Genomic DNA, 20671 nt, shown 5'->3' with positions numbered 1-20671 from the left:
CAAATATAAAAAGAACATAAATATTAAATGCAAAATCTTAGTAAACTATATATTTGCATTTGATATTTCTATGTTCTTTTCCTATTATTCTTTATGCAAATCTATTTAAATAGTTATTCGATTTCCACCCAACCTCTTTTCATATTAATATTGGCTTTGAACTAAGAATTAATAACACCTTCATGTAAGTTAGTTAACTCTAATGAAAAATAATTATTTTTCATTGATATCTTATACTATAATTATATTTTCACATTGACAATAACAATATATTATTAAGTAAATGTTTATCTATTTTCTCTTAACAATTTTAAATATTTATGCTATTGTTCACCATTATAAACATAGTTATCAACAGAATCTGTTGATAACTATGTTTATAATGTGGATTCTTTTATTATTAATAGCTTTACTTTTTCATTATAATTTCTATTTTTTAGTAAAATAAGTCTTGAAAAATTTTCAAATGCGCCTATAATTAATTGTTGTAGCAAATATTTGTGCAACAATTATATTTACAACAATCTTATTTAATGGAGGTTATTATATGTTTGAATCTTATGATCAAGATATTGGAATGTTAACAAATAAAATTTCTAAGAAATTAACAACCTATCTGAATGGTAAGTTAGAAAAATTTAATATTACTACTGAGCAGTGGACTGTATTATTAAAACTTTCTAAGCAGAATAAAATAAGTCAGAAACTTTTAGCGGAAGTTTCAGGTAAAGATCAATCTACTTTAGCTAGAATACTTGATATACTTGAAAGAAAGGCTTTCATCGAAAGACATCCAAGCAAAGAGGACAGACGTTCCTTTGTAATCCATATAACAGATAGTGGTTTAAATATTGTTGGAGAAGTTTCTCCTTTTTTAGAGAATTTATTTAGTAGTTTACTTAAAGATATCTCCCCCAAAGAACTAGAAATATATAATGCGGTTCTTTTAAAGATTGATGAAAACATAAACAATTTATAATACAAAAGGAGAAATTTATATGGAAATAAAAAAGCATTTCGACTCGCCTAAACTTTGGACTAAAAATTATATATTCATGCTACTTTCGAATCTATTTATATACTTAGCATTTTATATGTTAACACCAACTCTTCCTGCATATGCAAAACTATGCGGTGGCAATAATTTAGAAGCAAGCCTAGTTGTAAGCACATTTTCAATAACTTCTTTACTTGTTAGATTATTCATAGGCAACATTATGGATAAAATTGAAATTAAACCTTTGCTGCTTTTAGGCGCTCTAATACTTGCTGGAAGTACATTATCATATACCTGGCTTCCAATAGATGCAATTATATTGGTTCGCGTAATTCAAGGAATAGGCTGGGGACTTGCTTCTACAGGTGCTGCTGCAATTTTTTCTAATATTGTGCCAAAAGAAAAACGTGGTGAAGGCATGGGATACTATTCCCTTTCAATGATAATATCAATGGCCTTATCCCCTATGGTTGCAATAGTAATAATGAATTTATACAGTTTTAAAAACATTATTCTTCTTTCGATAACTTTAGTAGTTGTTGGAATTATATTTCTCAGTCAAGTTAAATTACCTGTAAAAACTTCTACAAAATCGAATTTAATTCGAAGGTGCTCATTAAAAGATTCATTTGAGAAAAAAGCAGCATTACCGTCTTTATTATGTTTTTTTCTTGTAATCACATTATGTGGAATTATGAGTTATATAATGTTATATGGACAAGAGTTGAAAATATCTTCCATTTGGATTTATTTCATTGGATTTGTCGCAATGATTCTAATAACAAGACCTCTTGTTGGAAAAATCTTTGATGAAAGAGGACACGCTGTAGTAATAATACCAGGTTCAATTTGCTTAATCATAGGCCTTATAACACTCTCCTATGCAAACTCTATTTTAATGCTTATACTCTCCTCATTATTTTACGGACTCGGATACGGTGCTGTTCAGCCTTCCCTGCAGGCTTGGGCTGTAAATCGCTCTCCTTCTAATAGACAAGGAGCTGCTAACGGAACATTCTTATCTTCCATGGATTTATCTTATACACTTGGATCGGTTCTTCTAAGTTCCATTGCTGAACATAAAAGTTATGCAATTATGTATAGATTTTCTGCTATTTTTATAGTTTTACTTTTATTGATATACTCTTATTATCTTTTTATAGATAATTCTAATGAATCGGAAATTATAGAAGAAAAACTTTCTTAGACAAAAGGTTGTTGCATTAGTGGAATTCCACTTTGCCAACACCTCTCAGTTCCTTCATCAATGTCACTTTTCTATTAATTAAATTCTTAACCTTTTTACCTTATTTGAAATCTGTATAAAATTATCCACAATGTTACCTTTTTCCCCTTTAATATATCCACATTAATCACAGTTTTCTTATAATAGAGTTTGCAGAAAACTGAACAGAAAAAAGGACATGAGAAAATGGATAAGCTCTATCAACATCTTATTCCACTACTCTCTCAAGCCTTGAAAATCAATACTTTAATCTTATCCCTCTAATTTTTTTCTATTTAAATTTCAATATAAAAATCAATATTCTTAACTCTTTTTTCTTGTCCTTTTGCCTTAAAATCTTCAATCTTTTTTATTACGTAAGCAATCTTTTTTATGATGTCGTTAAAGATTTTTATTGGAGGACAATTATTGTTCCTGTAAAAAAAAGATTGCATAAAGCAAGAAACTGGCAATAAAACTCTGAATGCTTACTATTACTACGACGAAGGCAGTAACCAGGAAGGAGCCGTAAAAAAAAGTATGACTATATATAATGAAGGAAAATTGAATAAAAACTAAAAAGAGCATAAATTCGAATTAAGAAAACCGACCCGAAGGCTCTTCTCTTCTCGCTTTTATGCTCTCTCTTTTATTCTCTTTTAGGTTCTGTTTTTTTACTGCTCCGCCCCGTAGTCAATCTTTTTTATTTCTTGGTTAATCTTTTTTTGACGGGGACAATTATTTTAACTCATGAATAAATAATCCACTTCTTAATTTAGGCTCAAACCATGTTGATTTTGGCGGCATTACCTCTCCAATATCAGCAACATCCATAATATCATGAACCTCTGTTGGATACATTGAAAAAGCAATCCTCATATCTGAATTAACTCTCTTTTCAAGTTCTTTAATTCCTCTGATACCACCTATAAAGTCAATTCTATCTGATGTTCTTACATCTTCAATCCCTAAGATTGGTGTTAGCACATTGCTCTGAAGAATTGCAACATCAAGTTGGGATATAGGATTATTTTCATCAAATGTTCCTTCTTTTGCCTCTAATAAATACCATTCCCCTTCAACATCCATCCCAAATGTATGCTTCTTGACAGGCTTTACAGGCACATTATTTTCAGATTTAGTTACAATAAAGTTTTTTTCTAATTTTGCAATCAATTCATCTTTAGTCATTCCATTTAAATCTTTAACCACTCTGTTATAATCCATAACCATTAAATCATTATCAGGGAATGCAACTGCTAAGAAATAGTTAAACTCTTCCTCACCAGTATAATTGGGATTTTCAGCTCTTCTCTTAAGCCCAACTTTTACAGCCGATGCTGATCTATGATGTCCATCTGCAATATATAAGTAATCTATTTCCTTAAATAAATCAATTATTTCATTTATAATAATTTCGTTATCTACAACCCATACAATATGAGCTATACCATCTTCAGCTACAAAGTTATAGACTGGTTTTCTTTTACTTTCATTCTGAATCCAAGCATCTATTATTTCTGATGCAATTTGATCTTCCTTGTATGTCAAAAAAATTGGACCAGTATTTGCATCACAATAATCAACATGATTAATTCTATCTTGTTCCTTATCTGCCCTCGTAAACTCATGTTTTTTGATTATATTATTCATATAATCATCTATGGATGCACAGAATACAATACCTGTTTGAGACCTTCCATTCATTATTTGCCTATATATGTATAAACAAGGTTCCTCATCTTGAACAAATTTTCCATCTCTTATCATTCTATCAAGATTTTCTTTAGCCTTTGCATATACTCTAGGATCATGTACATCTATTTCTGGATCCAAATCTATTTCTGGTCTATCAATATGGAGAAATGAGTGTGGATTTCCCACTACCATTTCTCTTGCTTCATCACTATTCATTACATCATATGGTAAAGCTGCTATTTTTGAAGCTAATTCATCAATTGGTCTAATTCCTCTAAAAGCTTTAACTATCGCCATCAAAAATTCCTCCTAAATTATAGATTAAAGAATTCCTTTATTACTGAAACTACTTCTTCACCTATTCTTGTTTGAGCTTCTTTAGTTGCAGCTCCAATATGTGGTGTAGCACTAACTTTTGGATGGTTAATTAATTCTTCATTCTTAGTTGGTTCCTCTTCAAATACATCAATACCAGCTCCAGCAATTTCACCTTTATTAAGTGCTTCTATTAATGCTGCTTCATCAACAACCTTACCTCTAGCACAATTAATAAGATATGCTGTATCCTTCATTAACTCCAGTTCTTTTTTCCCTATTAATGAACCAGCTACTTTATCATATGGTACATGAAGTGAAATAAAATCCGAAACCTTTAATACCTCTTCTAAAGATACAAAATCATAATCCAAATCATCATGTTTTCCTTCAATTGTATAATATACAACCTTTATCCCTAAAGCAGTTGCCTTTTTAGCTAAAGATTGACCTATTCTTCCCATTCCAACGATTCCAAGTGTTTTACCAGCAATTTCAGTTCCTTCATATTTCTTTTTATTCCATTCACCATTTCTCATTGTATAGTTAGATATCGCAATAAATCTTGCAAGTGCAAACATATGACCAATTGCAAGTTCTGCAACTGAATCCGAGCTTGCTGATGGAGTATTTCTTACTGTTACTCCTGTTCCCTCTGCAGCAGGAATATCTATGTTATCTATTCCAACACCAGCTCTAATAGCTAATTTTAAACTTCCACCAGCTTCTACTTCAAAGACATCAGCTGTAAGCTTAGTAGCTGATCTGATAACAACTGCATCAAACTCCTTTAATTTAGCCCCCAATACATCTTGGTTGAAGTGTTCATTAACAACTTCTACCCCTAATCCGTTCAATGCCTCAATTGATGCATTTTCTAATCCGTCGTTTGTTAGTACTCTAATCATGTTTAAAATCCCCCTTAATTTAAATACGCTTATTGCTAATATTTCTAATAAAATTTATAAACTTCAAACAATAATTAATTGTTATACATAGTGATTAACTATAAAAAAATATATATTATACCGATATTATTATCAGATAAATTATTCACTTTTTCATAATAGCTAACATACATTCACATAATTAATTATTATCTTACTGATAAAGTGCTATAAACAATATCCATTTTTCATATCCTATTAAACTTATCTGAATTGTAAAGCTAAAAAAATTGCATAGACTTAAATTTCTTATATTTCTATATAATTCTAAGCTTCTGCACTATATAAATCGCTCTATAATAAACTTCAAGTTTCATATTTGGATTTGGAATATTTATTTCACTTCTTAAATCCTATCTGTTTTATTCTACTACTTATTTGGCTTTAATTCAATACTTTATGACTCAAATTATGATTTTAATATTGATAATTCTATGCTCTCAAATCCATGTAAATATATCTTGAAAATTGCTTAATAAGAATTTTTAAGAATATATTTAAATAATAAACTTTCTCTGAAAATTTCAGTAAGCGAGTACTTAATTGAGATAAAACATAGAAACTGGATTGTTGTAACATATATATTAAATAGTTTTCTTTATAAGAAAAAACTAGTATAAAATATAAGTATATTTTATACTAGTTCTTTTAACTTATTTAACTAAACCTTACTATTTTTTACCTTCTATATATGCACCATTAAAGTATATATAGCCAAGCGGAGATACTCTTACACCTTTAACATAATCCTTTATTCCAAATGTCTTAGTATCGTGATATAAAGGAATAATAGGCATCTCTTCCATTAGAAGATCTTCTGCTTGATGTAATATATCGAATCTCTTGTTAGCATCTGTTTCATTCTTTGCCGCATTAACTAATTGATCGTATTTTGGATTATTGTATCCAACTTCATTATTAGGAGAAGTTGATATAAACATGTCTACAAAAGTCATAGGATCAGAATAATCTCCAGTCCATGCACCTCTTGCCATTTCATAGTTCTTAGCATCTCTAGTTGCTTGGAATACTTTCCATTCTTGAGTTTGAAGTTCAACATTTACACCAATCTTCTTCCACATATCTTGGATTGCTTGATATAATTCACCATTACCATTTTCAGGGTTGTATAATACTACGAGTGGTGGTAATCCTTGACCATCTGGATATCCAGCTTCAGCTAATAGCTTCTTAGCCTTTTCTATATCACCATTTTCTTCAAAGTACTTTTTACTTGCAAAGTCTTTTCCATCTGGACCAGTGATTCCAGGAGCTACAAAGCTATGTGCAGGTGTTTGACCACTCTTAAGTACTTTTTCAACAATTGTTGTTCTGTCTATAGCGTTAGCTAATGCTTCTCTAAACTTCGCATTACTCAATACTTTTGCAGCATTTGGATCTATTTCTTTAGCTTTTTCAGAAACATTAACATCAACATATTGAGTTCCTAACATCTTAAATGTAGTAGCAGTCTTATCTTTTATCGCTTGCTCAATTTCTGATGATGGAACAGAGTATACCATATCGAATTGACCTGTCTTATAACTTGCCCATGCTGATGTATTTTCAGTAACCATCTTCATTGTAATTTTATCAAGTTTAATTTTATCTTTATCTGGATAATTCTCATTTTTTTCTAATACTATTTGATCTTTAATCTTATAATCTGTAAATTTGAAAGGACCATTTGAAATTAAAGTTTTAGCATCTTTTGCCCAATCTTTATTGCCTTCAACAATCTTTTGATCTACAGGCATATATGTTGTAGATGATGTTAATTCTAAGAAGTATGGACATGGTGCCGCAAGAGTAACTACTAATGTACTATCATCAGTTGCTTTCACTCCAACTTGATCTGCAGTTCCTTTTCCTGTATTATATTCTTCTCCACCCTTAAGATATAGTAATTGGAATGAATATATAGAGGCTGTTTCAGGATTTAACACTCTTTTCCATGCATATTCAAAATCACTAGCCTTAACTGGATCCCCATTTGACCATTTTAGATCTTTCTTTAAATGAAAAGTATATGTTAACTTATCATCAGATACTTCCCATTTTTCAGCTTGGCCTGGAATTGCCTTACCATTCTCATCTAATTTACATAGTCCTTCAAAAGCATTTGCATCTACTATAGACCCATCAACCGCTTGGTTTAACCCTGGATCTAAAGTCTTTGGATCAGCTGCTAAATTGAAAACTAACTCTTGTTTTCCTGAAGTCGCTGCTTTATCAGTTTTCTTAGAACCACAACCAGCTAAAACTGTAAGTCCAAGTGTTGCTGCTAAAGCTACTGCGCATAATTGTTTTACTTTGCTTTTTTTCATTTATATTCCCCCTTAATTTATCATTTATTATTTATTTTATTTATATCTGTTTAAATCATTTTTTCCAAAATTCTTTAACAGTATACTAAATATCTAATTAATTTCTATTTCTTGTTTAGCATTATAAATTTAATTAATCACTTTTCTTACTGAAAATTAATTATCATACAAGTGACATGCCACAAAATGACCTGGCCTTACTTCCTTTAACTCTGGATCAACTTCTGAACAAATTGGTTTTGCATGTCTACATCTACCTTTAAACCTACATCCTGGCGGCGGATCTATCGGTGATGGAATATCACCTTCTAAAACTATTCTTTTATTATTTTTAGCTACATCTGGATCTGGTATTGGCACTGCTGAAAGTAATGCTTGTGTATATGGGTGTAATCCTTCTGAATATACTTTATTACTTTCTCCCTTTTCAACCATTCTTCCAAGATACATAACTCCTATATGAGTTGATATATGTTTAACCATTGAAAGGTCATGAGCTATAAACAAATAAGTTAATCCTAATTCTTCCTGGAGTTCTTCAAGCATGTTTATAACCTGAGCTTGAATAGAAACATCAAGTGCTGATATTGGCTCATCGCAGACTATTAGCGATGGCTCAACAGCTAATGCTCTTGCTATACCTATTCTTTGTCTTTGTCCACCTGAGAATTCATGTGGATATCTATTTATATGATCACTAGCAAGTCCAACTTTTGATAACAAACTTCTTATTCTTTCTGTTCTAGCTTCACCTGTTAGTAATTTATGAACATCAATAGCTTCCCCAATTATATCTCCAACAGTCATTCTTGGATCTAAAGATGCATACGGATCTTGGAATATCATCTGCATTTCCTTTCTCAAAGGAACCATCTCTTGTTTTGAATACTTTGTTATATCTTTTCCGTTAAAAATTATTTGGCCTTCTGTCGGTTCATAAAGCTTTAATATAGTTCTACCTGTAGTTGTCTTTCCACAACCCGATTCACCTACAAGTCCTAAAGTTTCTCCTCTCTTTAGTGAAAATGAAACTCTATCTACTGCTTTAACGTAACTTTTACCTTTAAATAAGCCCTTATTTGCAGGGAAGTACTTACATAAATCTTTAACTTCTAAAATTACATCTTTATTAGCTTCCACTACTCCATCCTCCTTATAGGTGATTCAACTTTTGGTGCATCCTCGTGACATAACCAACATGCTGTACGATGCTTATCTCCTATTTCAAATAAAGGAGGCTGCTTTTGAATACAAATCTTCATTGCATAATCACATCTAGCTGCAAATGGACAACCAACTGGTGGCTTTAATAAATCTGGTGGCTGTCCTTCAATTGGAATAAGCTTTTCTTTAACATCTTCCTTGGGATTTGGTACACTTCTTAAAAGCCCCCAAGTATAAGGATGTTTTCCTCTGTAGAATATATCTTCTGCAGTTCCAGTCTCCACTATTATTCCACCATACATTACATTTATTCTACTACATACATCTGCAACAACACCTAAATCATGAGTTATTAATATAATTGCAGTATCAAGTTTCTGTTTTAATTCTTTCATCAAATCTAAGATTTGAGCTTGAATTGTAACATCTAAAGCTGTTGTTGGTTCATCTGCAATAATCAGCTTTGGTTCGCATATTAAGCTCATAGCTATCATTGCTCTTTGTCTCATACCACCTGAAAATTCATGAGGATACTGTTTCATTCTCTTTTCAGGACTTGGTATTCCAACTAGCCCAAGCATTTTTATAGCTTCTTTTCTCGCCTCTGCTTTACTGATTTTTTTATGTTTTAATAATGGCTCCATTAATTGATCGCCTATTGTATACACTGGATTTAATGATGTCATAGGATCTTGAAATATCATTCCTATATCATTTCCCCTTATAGATTCCATTTCAATTTCTCTTACATTCGAAATATTTTTTCCATTAAATAATATTTCTCCGCCCACAAGTCTTCCATTGTCTGCTAGTAATCTCATGATTGACATCATAGTAACACTTTTTCCACATCCTGATTCTCCAACTATACCTAGAGCTTCTCCCTTTTCCAAGTGAAAAGACACCCCTCTTACTGCATGTACTTCACCAGCACTAGTTTTAAAGGAAGTTTTTAAATCTTTTACGTCTAGTAATCTTTCCATTTTTCATTCTTCCTCCTATCTCTTGTTTTTTGGATCTAATGCTTGACTTAATCCATCACCAAAAAGGTTAAAGCATAATATTATTATACAAATCATTGCAGCTGGGAAAAATAATTGATATGGGTATGTGTATATACCTTGCATCGCTTCGTTAGCCAATGTTCCAAGAGATGCTCTTGGAGCTGCAATCCCAAGACCAATAAAGCTTAAAAATGCTTCTGTAAATACGGCTTCTGGAATTAATAATGTTAATGTAACCATTATTGATCCTATACAATTTGGAATTAAATGTCTTATTAATATTCTTGAATTTGTCGCACCCAATGACTTTGCAGCAAGAACAAATTCTTGTTGTTTTAATTGAAGTACATCTCCTCTTACTATTCTAGCCATTCCAATCCAATAAGTTATAGAAAGCCCCAATACTATAGTAAGAAGACCACTTCCACCTGCTGCTCCTGGTTTATTTAAAATAGCCATAAATATTACTACATATATAGTCATTGGAATTGAAGATAGAACATCTACTATTCTCATTAATATGCTATCTACTATTCCTCCAAAATAACCAGCGATTCCACCATATAACACTCCAATAACTAGATTTATAAATGCTGCAAGTACAGCAATAATTAATGAATATCTAGCCCCATAAAAATTTCTAACAAACAAGTCTCTTCCAAGGTTATCCGTTCCAAACCAATGCTCAGCAGACGGCTTTAAATATGTTTGTGATAAATCATTAGCCGCATAATCATATTTAGATAATATTGGAACCAAAATAGCAGCCGCAACTACAAGTATTATCACCACTAATGATACTATTGCCATTTTGTCCTTCTTTAATCTCCTCCATGCATCCTGCCAATATCCAACACTTGGTCTAACTACTGCATCGATTTTCTTTTCTTCTGCACTTAGAGGAGTAAACAATTCTTTTTCAATTTTTAATCCATTTTCCATTTTCTCTTTTCCTCCCCCTAGACTTCCGCATCTTGTAATTTTATTCTCGGATCAATTAATATATATAATAAATCTACAAAGAATGTAAAGAATATTAACATTGTGCAATAAAATACTGTTACCCCAAGCAACATAGAATAATCTCTGTTTGTAACCGATTGTACAAATTCGTTACCAAGCCCAGGAATAGCAAAAATCTTTTCTGTTACAAATCCGCCCGTTAATATAGAAGCCGTTAATGGCCCAATATATGTGACTATTGGAATCAATGAATTTCTTAAAGCATGTTTAAATATGATTGTACTCTTGCTTAATCCCTTCGCTTTTGCGGTTCTTATGTAATCAGATTTTAATACGTCTATTAATTTACTTCTTGTAAGTCTTGTGATAAATGATAACGATGATGCTGATAGTGCTATACAAGGCATTATATCATTTTTCCATTCACCAAAACCTGTTGGAGGTAGTAGTTGAAGTTCAACACCTAATATATAAATTAAAACTGCACCAATTACAAAACTTGGTATTGTAATACAAAGCGTTGCAATAAATACAACCACTCTATCCGGCCACTTTCCATTTTTTAATGCTGCAAGTGTTCCTAGAAGTATTCCTCCAATTAATGACATAATTACAGCTATTATACCTAATTCAGCAGATGCCGGGAATGATTTACTTATAGTATCTGCTACTCCTCTTCCTTCAAAAACCATTGATTCACCAAAATCTCCATGAACCAAATTATTTAAATACATTGTGTACTGGTCAAATAAAGGTTTATCTGTTCCATATTTTGCTGCCATATTTGCCTTAACCTGAGGTGTTAGCTTGTCCCCATCAAAAGGTCCTCCTGGCATAAGTCTCATTAGAAAAAATGTAACTGTTATTACAACCAATATTGTTAACAGACTTACTAAAAATCTTTTTCCAATATATTTTAACATGCATTTCTCTCCTTCTTTTTTATTTTATATAATATAATTTTTTAATACTTGGAAATTCTGTATTAATATTTAAAATTTTTAATGAAATTTTAAATATTTTCTGTTTTCTTGGAAGCGCTTCCACATTCGCTTAAAAATTTCAATATATTATGGCAATGGAGTCATTAAACAAAACTAAAATGTCTAATAACTCCGTTGTTATCTATTTATCAATATTTAATTTTTACTCCATAAAATTTAAGTTATTCTCAATATAATACTATAATAATAATCTTATTCTCTAAAAATGTCAATATTATATTTGAAATAGATAATATCAACTTTATATAAATTTCATAAAATATTACTATCATAATTAACTAAATATATGAATTATAAATCTAGATATTCGTGATTTTAACTAGTTTTTAGACGTTAATATAATAATCTTTTAAATATAAAGTTATAACTTATTTTTATATTATAATTAACTATAAATTTTTTCCCCATTCAAAAGATATAGATCACTTTTTTCTTAAATTCTATATCTTTTGTTTCTTTACTTAGTTAATTCCTCCTCACTAAGAAACCTTTTATTAGTGAGTTTGCATAATAAATTTTCTATTTGTTCGTAAACTTTACTAATATTACATTCTAATGAATTAGCTAAAAGTCCATTCAATACTTTAATTTCTCTATTTCATAAGCTCTCAGCTTTTCCATAAACGTCATATAAATAACTTTTCCGTACGTAGCCATATTATGTTTTTGGCTTAGCTTATGAATAATTCCGTTATCATAATGGCACTATCAGAATATAATTCATCTGTAGCAATGCTCATTTTCATAGCATTTTCTTTTAATTCTAATACGGAAACATTAGTTACTTCACTTCCAATACCAAGTCTAGTTGGAACTAATACTAATTCCTTTTCCTAAATAATATAAAACAAGAGGCATATGTAATTCTCTTAATGAGATATTTACATATGCCTCTCTGCACATATCAATTTATTTATACATTATTTTACTCTTTCACTATTCGCCTTTCAACATTATCATTTGATTATTTTTTATACTAAATATACTCCTTTAGGAGTACATTTAAAGTAATTACAATTCTTTTAATTTTCTTCATCAAAATATAATACTGACTCAGTTTCTCTACAATATTTAACACACATACACTGTGCTAACTTTCTTGGACATTTATAACATAAACAAGTCAGATCCTTTCCATTACATCTTCCTTGCTTTAGTTCTCCACAATCTCCACAATTTACTCCATTTCCTGCTGGCATAATAGTATCACTACTCCTTTAACTTTATACTTACATTATTATTAACTCAAAATTAATGAATGTCAAATTATAAGCCATTACCAAATAAAATATTCTTACGCTAATGCAACTAATATATAATAGAAAAAAGATGACCTATAAAATTGCATATATATTAGAAAACTCATTAACTATACGTTTATAAAGTATATCATAAGTAAATAGATAGCTTTTTTGAAAAGCTATCTATTTATCACTTAAAACATAATATAAGATCTCATTTACCAAATCCCTATTCTATCCCCCGGCTTAACATACATACCATCTTTTTCAGTAATTCCATATGTGTCATAAAACTTTTGAAATTGTGGTAGAACCGCATTTACTCTAACCTTATTAGGCGAGTGAACATCTATAACTAATGCATATGTTGCATATTCTTTTGTTGTTATCTGCCTCCAAGTAACTGCATAACTTTCAAAAAATGCTTTATAATTTGCATTGCTCATTTCACCTAATATATCTAGAAGACATGATACTCCGCCTATATCTGCAATATTTTCTCCCACTGTAATATTACCATCTAACTTTTCACCAGGCATTGCTTCAATCTGGCTATAAAAATTTGCAACCTTTTGAGTTTTTTGCATAAATTCTTTATAATCCTCTTCGGTCCACCAATTATTAAGATTACCATCAGAATCATATTGGGCCCCAGTATTATCAAAGGCATGACTAATTTCATGGCCAATAATAACTCCAATTCCACCTAAATTAGCTTCCTTAGCTGCATTTACGTCATAAAAATGGCCTTGAATTATTCCTCCTGGTATAATAATTGAATTTTCTGTTGCACTATAAAAAGCATTAACTGTTTGAGGTTTAAACTGATCTTCATCTTTATCCATTAATTTGTTTATTTTATTAAACATCTTATCACGTTCAAATATTCTAAGTGTCATTGCATTTTGGAAAAGTGATCCACCTTCTTCGTATGACTTAATATCTAATTTTGAATAATCATCCCAACTATCAGGATATGCTATCTTTATCTTTAATTTATCTAGCTTATCAATGGCATTTTTCTTAGTTTGGCTACTCATCCAATCAAGATTATTAATTCGCTTTTTATAAACTTCTATAATATCCTTTGTTATGGCCTCTACATCTTTTTTAGTCTTTTCAGGAACATACTTTTCAGAATAAAGTCTTCCAATAGCCATTCCCATCATAGAATTTACATTGTCAACGGCCTCTTCCTGTCTTGATACATTACCAGTTATACCCAACATATTACTTGCATATTCTTTATTGGCATTTTCAAAATCTTTACTCAAATAATTTGATGCATATAGCAAATTAACTATTTCAATATAGTTTTTGATGAGAGGTAAATTTTCTTGATTATATAATTTATTAAATGCTTTCAACCATTCTGGATCTTCTAAAATAATCTTATTAGCTTTGTCTATTCCCATATAATTCATAATTTCCGGTAAATTTAAATTGGGAGCTAAATTATTTAAGTCTGTTACTGTATATACATTATATTCTTCATCAATCAAATTTTTAGTTGTAGCCTTTTCTTGCTTTCCTTTAATACACGGAGCTACCATCTCTTCAAACTTAAACATATCATCAACTTTTTTCTGAGCTTCCTGTTGCGTATATCCACTTAACATCAATATTTTATTATAATAATTCTCCGTTAACTTACGCTCTTTTTGGGTATTCTCTGTTGGGTTGGTATATTCATCTGAATTTCCTAAACTAAGCGCTGTAGGACTTATATAAAGTATATTTGTTTTCACATCTTTTATATCTTTTTCTACAGAAAACTTTATTGTTGAGTTTAATATTCTCTTATCCTTCCAGAGCTTAGTAATATCATCTATTGTTCTAATTGATTTAATTTCATCTAAACTTTCTTTCACAGGTTTTATTCCGTCTCTATTTCTAGCCTCTATATTTAAAGTATTATTATAAATATTTATTATTTTCTTCTCATCACTATTTTCTTTATATATATCCTTATTAATCAGCAGATTATTAATTATATCTTTGATTTGCTCTGTCACTTTATTCTCAACATCATCAAAAGTAGAAGCAGTAGATTTTCCATCTTCAATTTTAGCATTTTTAATCCAATCACTATTTACTGCATCATAAAAGTCATCATTCAATCTTACACCTTGGCCATCGTTTGTGATCGATGACTCCTCTGCCATTGCAATATTATGTGATCCATTAGACACGATCAGTATAAATGCTACTATACTTGCTATGATACTTAATTTTTTAATTTTTTTCATTGCTACACCTCTCTTTCAGGATAGTTTTTTATAATTAGCGTTTATAACTTACTAGTAATCTCTGTTTATATTACATGTTTAGTAATATTTATTATGTTTCACTAATAAAAACTATTCCCTAGCCCCCTTAGCTTATAAAATTCTTAGTGGTTTGGCTTGTCCAGATATATATATCCATATAAATAATTAGTATCATATATTTCTCTATACCTAAAAGTTACACCATTCCAAGTTGATTCTGATATATAAATTTTACCACTATCTATTTTTTCAACTATTGCTACGTGTCCATCACCCCCAGAATTAGGCATGTTAGATTTCCAGACCGCAATAGCTCCTACTCTAGGTTGAGAACCATACTGATATTTACCACTTTTTTGATTTGCCCCCCACCATTCATAAGCATTTCCTATAAATCCTGCATCACTTGGCTTCACTCCTGTAATTTCCCAAGCGCGTCCCCAAGCATACCATGTACAATTTCCCTTAATCGGTTTTCCTCCACTATAAAATGGTGGTGAAAGTTTAACTTTATAAAAAAGATTATCATCAGAGTAGTAATACTTATTATCTGTACTTGGCTGCGTATTCCTTATATCACTAAGTGAACCACTGATAGCATTAGAATTTTTATTATCTACCGATGAAGTATCTACACTGGAGCCAGATATATTAGAACTGCTTGTACTATTGGATGTATCAGTATCATCTTCAGGTTTGTTAAAAGTAACCCATTTGGAGCTTATCCATCCCTTTTTCCCATTTATTATTATAGGATAGAATCCATTCTTTTCACTATCAACAATTTTGATCTGTGCACCTTTATATATCGTATCAATTATATCTGATGAAGTCGATGCATCTGATCGAACATTTAATGAATCATTATTGGTTGAAACATATGCTACACGAGAACTTGTGTCATCCTTTACACCATTTACATTCTCTGATCCACTTTCTATTTGTTCAGTATTAGTATTACCATTTAACATTTTGCCGCTGTCAGAGAAAGTATAAACTTTTCCATCAATCCCCAATGTCCCCGTTTCCATTTCTCCACTAAAATTAGCAAAATACCAAGTGCCATTGTCATTTATCCAGCCTATGCTCATTGATCCATCATTATCAAAGTGATACCATTTCTTATCAATATTCTTCCAACCTATATTCATTTCTCCACTACTAGATAAGTTGTACCACTTTCCACTATCATTAAGCCACCCTGTTTTCATTATTCCATCTTGATTAAAATAATACCACCTTTTATCAATTTCTTTCCAACCAGTGGCTTTAATATCTCCATCTGACCAGCTCCAATTATTGCTCGTATCACTAATCCATTTAGCTGATACTGATACATAACACATATTCGTTACTATTAGAGTTGTCATTCCCGTTATTATAATCTTTTTAAGAAATTCTTTGTTCACTTGCTTTTCCCCTTCATAAATTATTTCTTATACGTAACTCATAATATACTCTTTTATTGTTTATACACAAAAAATTACTACCTTAGTTTCAATATAAAACTAATCTCAATAAGTTAAAAAAGTCTACCCTGGAAAATAAATAATACTTTACAATATTTAATCCTTATACATTAAATATTAACTCAAAACCATTGAATTAACAAACATAATTATAATTAAAAATAACAAAATCTGTATTTAGAAATATAATGAACTTTTTATATTTCTAAATACAGACAATCTTTAAACAATTATTAAATTTTGTAATGTCAGAATCCTCTAAATGAAAATTCTAAAACTCAATTAAAGAAATAACCTTATTATAATCAAAACAATAACACCAGGAACTCCAAAAAAACCTGCTATCAAAGCAGTAATTGGATTAATCGCCAGCGAAAAGTTAACATTTATGCCAACTAAGCTGAGATTTGCAATTATAAAATTGGCTAAATATAATATTACAACGCCTATAATCCCATTTATAAGTATTTTTATCGGCCATTTTAGCAATTTTATCATTAAAAATAACAATATTATTCCTGCTAATCCGTATATTAAGTATTGTCCCTCCATGTTCAGCTCCCCCACTTTATTTATTCAACAATTCGTACATTAGTTTCTACTACATAACTATGTTCTACCCTTATCCCCTTTTCTCTTGCTATTGATAATAAATAATCATATCTCTTTCTTGCAACATTCTCTGAATAAATTGCTACTTCTATTAATTTGTCATCGTTAACATTGTTAAACATGCTACGAGCTACATTTATTTCCATTTTTGCAATTTCCATATCCCGTATTAACTTTGCATACACGCTTGAGTTGTTAGTCTTGTTCATCAGGTACTCTACAATATTTTTTTTATTCATGTAAATCCCTCCAAAAAACTTCTTACTACCATTTTATCCATTCAATGGTAGAAATATACATAATTTGATTTCATATTTTATTTTAATCCTGTAACACTTTTTCAAATTTATATATATATTATACTTAAGAAGCTTTTCACTCATGCAGATAGAAACTTCTAACTCCCATCTATGTAACACTTTTTAGGAACCTAAATTTCTTTAGGTTCCTTTATTTTATCAGATAGCTGTCATCCGTAATAAACTCTCTACCTTTATTCGGAGATAACGTAATCTAGAATCACACTCTTTTAGAAACTGTACCTTTTAGCATGAATTCAATTAAATTTATCAAAAATTAAAACTCTGCCTAAAACATTTCACTTTATAACTCTGTCCTTCCTTCTAATGCTTTAGATAATGTAATTTCATCTGCATAATCTAAATCACCGCCAACAGGTATACCTGAAGCAATCCTAGTAACTTTAACATCAAGCGGTTTAAGTATTTTAGATATGTACATTGCAGTTGCCTCTCCTTCTATATTAGGATTAGTTGCTAATATTACTTCCTTTACATCTTCATTCATTCTGGACACAAGTTCTCTGATTCTTATATCTTGAGGACCTCTTCCTTGCATTGGAGATATATTTCCATGCAATACATGATATATTCCATTATATTCTTTAACCTTTTCCATTGTCATAATATCCTTTGGTTGCTCAACAACGCATATTGTCCCCTTATCTCTATTAGGATTGCCACATAATGAACAAGGATCTTTATCTGTAAAGTTTCCACATACTGAACAATACTTAATCGTTCCTTTTGCCTTAACTAGCGCATCCGCAAATTCCTTAACTTCATCATCTGGAAGATTTAAGATATGCAATGTTAATCTTTGCGCCGTTTTTTGTCCAATACTTGGTAACTTCGCAAATTCTTCTATCAACTTTTCTATGGCTACTGGATAAAACTCCATCATAATTTATAATTCTCCTTCATCTATACTTTTAACATATTATAAAAAGCATACAGGCTGAAGTTTCTTCTACACTCCTGTATGCTAATATTATAACTATTGAAATTCTTAGAATAATCCACCTGGCATTCCGCCTGTTAGCTTACCCATTTTGCTTGAAGTTTCTTCTTCTGCTTTTCTTAGTGCTTCATTAATAGCACTCATTACTAGGTCCTCAAGCATTTCAACATCATCTGCATCTACAACTTCTGGCTTTATATTAATTGATGACACTTCTTTTTTACCAGTTACTTTTACAACTACAGCACCGCCACCTGCTGATGCTTCAAATTCTTTTGTCTCAAGCTCTTTTTGCATATCTTCCATTTGCTTTTGAAGCTTTTGTGCTTGCTTCATAAGGTTATTCATATTCCCGCCACCAAAGCCTCCTGGAAATCCACCTTTTGCCATAAAAAATCCTCCTCTTTCTTGAATCTCATTCATTAATTATAAAACATCTTTTACTAATACTCAAGTTTAATGAATAACTAACTTGTTATTCATCATATATTTCAAATGGTATTCCTTCTATTGTTTCTTTCAATAGTTCTTCTTGATCTTTTACCTCATTATCACTTTTCACTATATAATCCACAATTATTTTTTCCTTTAATACTTCTGAAAATACACTATTTACAATTTCTCTATATTCTGCTTTCTGCAATCTTTCTTTATTAAATGCATACATTGAATCATATTCTAGTGTAACTATTCCATTCTTTAGGCTATATGGTTTTGCTGTAACGATTGAAGCATAAACAATCATTGCTCTCTTTGACTTAAACTTTTCTAGTACTTCAGTCCATACTCTCCCAACATCATCAATAGTTAATGATGAGTTTGGATTAGCTTCTAAATTAACATTACCACTATTGCTACTACCTTTATTTATAGAGCTTCTGCTTTGATTGCTATTTAAATTATTTCCTATATTATTATGCACAGATTTTACTTCTTCATTAGTCCTTTCTGATTGAACCATTTGAATCTTACCATTTCTTAATGATTCCTCTAACTGGTTTATTCTTGATAAAATAACCTCGCTTGAAGTATCATACTCTATTTTACACATCTTTATAATAGCAAGCTCTAAATATAATCTACTTTGCTTGCTAGCCTTTGAATTTATTTCCGCATCCTGAAGTATTCTAATAGCTCTCATTATCTCTTCTACTCTAATCTTTCTTCCCTGCTCTTTAATTAAATGAATATTTTCAAGAGACATATCTAGAACTTCTTCTGGATTATTTGTAACCTTTACCATAAGTAAATTTCTAAAATGTGCTATTAAATCCTTAATGAATAATTGCATATCCTTCCCAGAATAAACAAGCTTATCAATTATAATCATTGATTTTTCAATACTTCTATCTATGATAGCATAAGCTATATCAAACAAATATTCATTAGTCACAAGTCCTAATATACTAACTAAATCATCGTAGTTAATTTTATCTTCACCCATAGCAATAGCTTGATCTAGTATACTTAATGCATCTCTCATCGCACCATCACAGACTCTTGAAATTAAATCCAAACTTTTTTGCTCATAATTTATTCCCTGGAAATCTGTTATCTTTTTAAGCCTGTTAGATATTTCTTTTTGATTTATTCTCTTAAAATCAAATCTTTGACATCTAGATAGAATCGTTATAGGTAACTTTTGTGGATCCGTTGTAGCTAATATGAATATTACTCTCTTAGGAGGCTCTTCTAAAGTTTTTAAAAACGCATTAACTGCCCCCACTGAAAGCATATGGACCTCATCCATTATATATATTTTATACCTAGCTTCCTGTGGTGGATATTTTGTATCGTCTATAATATCTCTAATTTTATCTATACCATTATTAGAAGCGGCATCAAGTTCTGTTACATCAATTGCTAATCCCTCATTTATTTTTCTGCACATCTCACACTCATTACATGGCTCTCCATTTTTGGGATCTAGACAATTTAATGCCTTTGCCATTACTTTCGCAGTTGATGTTTTTCCTGTCCCTCTAGTTCCACAAAAAAGATAAGCATGTGCAATTCTATCATTTAAAATTTCATTTTTTAGCGTTGTAGTTATATGTTCCTGTCCAACAACGTCTTCAAAAGTTCTTGGTCTCCACTCTCTATATAGTGCCGTATAACCCACGGGATACCACCTCGCCATTTCTCTTAAATATAACATTATTATACACTATTGCT

General features: G+C 30.6%; 18 protein-coding genes. 2 read left to right on the top strand and 16 right to left on the bottom strand.

Annotation, left to right across the window (positions count from 1 at the left end; genetic code table 11):
* The first annotated feature begins 547 nt into the window (after positions 1-547).
* Both T483_RS0110410 and T483_RS0110405 read left to right on the top strand, forming a co-directional pair.
* A complete protein-coding gene (locus T483_RS0110410) occupies positions 548-979 on the top strand; it encodes a MarR family winged helix-turn-helix transcriptional regulator (RefSeq protein WP_026886803.1) in 432 nt (143 codons plus the stop codon).
* A gap of 19 nt (positions 980-998) precedes the next feature.
* On the top strand, positions 999-2204 hold the full coding sequence (locus tag T483_RS0110405) for an MFS transporter (RefSeq protein WP_026886802.1): 1206 nt from the start codon (positions 999-1001) through the stop codon (positions 2202-2204).
* A gap of 756 nt (positions 2205-2960) precedes the next feature.
* Here T483_RS0110405 and T483_RS0110400 read toward each other — a convergent pair.
* From T483_RS0110400 to dnaX, 16 genes are all read right to left on the bottom strand, one after another.
* Positions 2961-4217 (bottom strand): DUF1015 domain-containing protein, encoded by a 1257-nt coding sequence (locus T483_RS0110400; protein WP_026886801.1) that lies wholly within the window; start codon positions 4215-4217, stop codon positions 2961-2963.
* Positions 4218-4234: 17 nt separating this feature from the next.
* Complete coding sequence (locus tag T483_RS0110395) at positions 4235-5143, bottom strand: D-2-hydroxyacid dehydrogenase (protein WP_026886800.1); 909 nt, start codon at positions 5141-5143, stop codon at positions 4235-4237.
* A 710-nt stretch (positions 5144-5853) separates the two neighbouring features.
* Positions 5854-7509: a peptide ABC transporter substrate-binding protein gene (locus tag T483_RS0110390; RefSeq protein ID WP_026886799.1), complete on the bottom strand. Its 1656-nt coding sequence runs from the start codon at positions 7507-7509 to the stop codon at positions 5854-5856.
* Positions 7510-7665: 156 nt separating this feature from the next.
* Entirely contained in the window at positions 7666-8649 is a 984-nt protein-coding gene (locus T483_RS0110385; protein ID WP_026886798.1) for an ABC transporter ATP-binding protein, read from the bottom strand.
* On the bottom strand, positions 8649-9656 hold the full coding sequence (locus T483_RS0110380) for an ABC transporter ATP-binding protein (protein WP_026886797.1): 1008 nt from the start codon (positions 9654-9656) through the stop codon (positions 8649-8651). The genes T483_RS0110385 and T483_RS0110380 overlap by 1 nt, the downstream gene beginning before the upstream one ends.
* A gap of 15 nt (positions 9657-9671) precedes the next feature.
* Complete coding sequence (locus tag T483_RS0110375) at positions 9672-10619, bottom strand: ABC transporter permease (RefSeq protein ID WP_026886796.1); 948 nt, start codon at positions 10617-10619, stop codon at positions 9672-9674.
* Between the two features lie 17 nt (positions 10620-10636).
* Positions 10637-11563, bottom strand: coding sequence for an ABC transporter permease (locus T483_RS0110370; protein ID WP_026886795.1), 927 nt, complete (start codon positions 11561-11563; stop codon positions 10637-10639).
* 752 nt (positions 11564-12315) lie between these two features.
* Entirely contained in the window at positions 12316-12441 is a 126-nt protein-coding gene (locus T483_RS32100) for a hypothetical protein (RefSeq protein ID WP_242841833.1), read from the bottom strand.
* Positions 12442-12666: 225 nt separating this feature from the next.
* On the bottom strand, positions 12667-12843 hold the full coding sequence (locus T483_RS31575) for a hypothetical protein (RefSeq protein ID WP_012061094.1): 177 nt from the start codon (positions 12841-12843) through the stop codon (positions 12667-12669).
* A 260-nt stretch (positions 12844-13103) separates the two neighbouring features.
* Positions 13104-15134: a M13-type metalloendopeptidase gene (locus T483_RS0110360; protein ID WP_026886794.1), complete on the bottom strand. Its 2031-nt coding sequence runs from the start codon at positions 15132-15134 to the stop codon at positions 13104-13106.
* Between the two features lie 143 nt (positions 15135-15277).
* Positions 15278-16564, bottom strand: a complete 1287-nt coding sequence (locus tag T483_RS0110355; protein ID WP_026886793.1) for a CHAP domain-containing protein — start codon at positions 16562-16564, stop codon at positions 15278-15280.
* A 342-nt stretch (positions 16565-16906) separates the two neighbouring features.
* Positions 16907-17176: a pro-sigmaK processing inhibitor BofA family protein gene (locus tag T483_RS0110350; RefSeq protein ID WP_026886792.1), complete on the bottom strand. Its 270-nt coding sequence runs from the start codon at positions 17174-17176 to the stop codon at positions 16907-16909.
* Positions 17177-17196: 20 nt separating this feature from the next.
* Positions 17197-17475, bottom strand: coding sequence for a DUF2508 family protein (locus T483_RS0110345; RefSeq protein ID WP_026886791.1), 279 nt, complete (start codon positions 17473-17475; stop codon positions 17197-17199).
* Between the two features lie 364 nt (positions 17476-17839).
* Positions 17840-18436, bottom strand: a complete 597-nt coding sequence (recR, locus tag T483_RS0110340) for a recombination mediator RecR (protein ID WP_026886790.1) — start codon at positions 18434-18436, stop codon at positions 17840-17842.
* Between the two features lie 108 nt (positions 18437-18544).
* Positions 18545-18886 carry a YbaB/EbfC family nucleoid-associated protein gene (locus tag T483_RS0110335; RefSeq protein WP_026886789.1) on the bottom strand — a complete coding sequence of 114 codons (342 nt, stop codon included), beginning with the start codon at positions 18884-18886 and terminating at the stop codon, positions 18545-18547.
* Between the two features lie 85 nt (positions 18887-18971).
* Positions 18972-20618, bottom strand: coding sequence for a DNA polymerase III subunit gamma/tau (gene dnaX / locus T483_RS0110330; RefSeq protein ID WP_026886788.1), 1647 nt, complete (start codon positions 20616-20618; stop codon positions 18972-18974).
* Between the last annotated feature and the right edge of the window lie 53 nt (positions 20619-20671).

The organism is Clostridium beijerinckii HUN142 (assembly GCF_000621745.1).
Taxonomy (GTDB): Bacteria; Bacillota; Clostridia; order Clostridiales; family Clostridiaceae; genus Clostridium; species Clostridium beijerinckii_A.
Note: the sequence above shows the minus strand (reverse complement) of the source record. Positions and strands in the feature narration are given on the sequence as shown.